The following is a 1,455-nucleotide window of genomic DNA, read 5'->3' as shown; positions in this document are numbered from 1 at the left end:
TGAACCATTTCACCTCCCTGCCCCGAACCGGGCGGCCTCAGGACTGAGGCCGGGTTTTCTTGGGGTCGTAATGCGCAAAGGGTACAATCTTGGCAGGCAGCCGTTTTTGATGTCCGTCAAGTTTGCCGATTTCCACCTCGGTCCCCACTTCCGCGCAAGACACATCCACCCGTGCCAGCGCGATATTCTTGCCCAGCAGCGGTGAGCGCATCGACGAGGTCACCTCGCCAATTTGCGCGCGGCCAATGTGGACACAGTCGCCATGCTCCACGTCAATTGCGGAATCGATATCCAGCCCCACCAGCTTGCGGGCGGGCGTGGTCTTGCGCCGGATCAGCGCGTCGCGGCCAACAAAGTCATCCTCTTTCGACTTCAGCGGCACGGTAAAGCCGATGCCAGCCTCAAACGGGTCGGTCTGATCACTGAAGTCATACCCGGCAAAGATCAGGCCGGCCTCAATCCGCACCATATCCAGCGCCTCCAGCCCCATAGGGCGGATGCCATGATCCTGACCGGCCTCCCAGACCGCGTCGAAGACATCACCAGCATGTTTCGGGTGACAGAATATCTCATACCCTAGTTCGCCGGTGTAGCCGGTCCGCGAGACGACTACCGGGACGCCATGCTCACCGCCAATCCGCGCAGGGGTGAAGCGGAACCAGCCCAGCTCCTCCAGTTTGGGATTATGCGGCATCGTCCAGATGATCTTCTTCAGCAGATCCCGGCTTTCGGGGCCTTGCACGGCGATATTGTGCTGCATGTCGGTTGACGAGCGCACCAGCACGTTCAAGCCCAGCTTTTCCGCCTGCTCGCGGATCCACTCTCCGCCATAGTCCGAGCCGCCGATCCAGCGGAAATTGTCCTTGCCCAGGCGGAACACGGTGCCATCGTCAATCATGCCGCCATGCGGATAGCACATCGCGGTATAGACCACCTGCCCCACAGCCAGCTTCTTGATATTGCGGGTAAAGATGTACTGGCAGAGTGCCTCGGAATCCGGACCGGTGATCTCGAATTTGCGCAGCGCCGTGAGATCCAGAACAATGCATTTTTCTCGGCACGCCCAGTATTCCTCCAGCGGCCCGGACTCGGCATAGCAATTGGCCAGCCAATATCCGTTATACTCGATGAAATTGCGGGTCATCTTGCTGAGGCGGTCGTGGAAACCGGTTTCCTTGGTCATTTTGGGCTCCGATTCAGGGGTCGCGCGGAACGCTATCGCCCGCTTGAAGGTCTCTTGGCCGCTGTAAGTGCGGACGTGAATGTCGGTGGGGTTCCAGCCATTGGCCGCGCTGGTATCATCCGGGCAGGCCGAGCTGACACAGACCAGATCGGTCAGCGCCCTGAGCAGTACGTAATCGCCGGGCCGGGTCCAGGGCTCATCGGCATACATAACGCCATGGTCGTCGAGCCCGGTGTTGAAGAAGAAGTTGATCGCCATCCAGCCCGCGCGCG

Annotated in this window: 1 pseudogene; it reads right to left on the bottom strand. The window is 60.0% G+C overall.

Features of this window, described 5'->3' with window-relative positions:
* Nucleotides 1–37 precede the first annotated feature (37 nt).
* A pseudogene (gene tdm, locus A2I95_RS37550) lies at nt 38–1,455 on the bottom strand (trimethylamine-oxide aldolase Tdm); the annotation flags it as partial.

It is taken from the genome of Leisingera sp. F5 (assembly GCF_001593695.1).
Note: the sequence above shows the minus strand (reverse complement) of the source record. Positions and strands in the feature narration are given on the sequence as shown.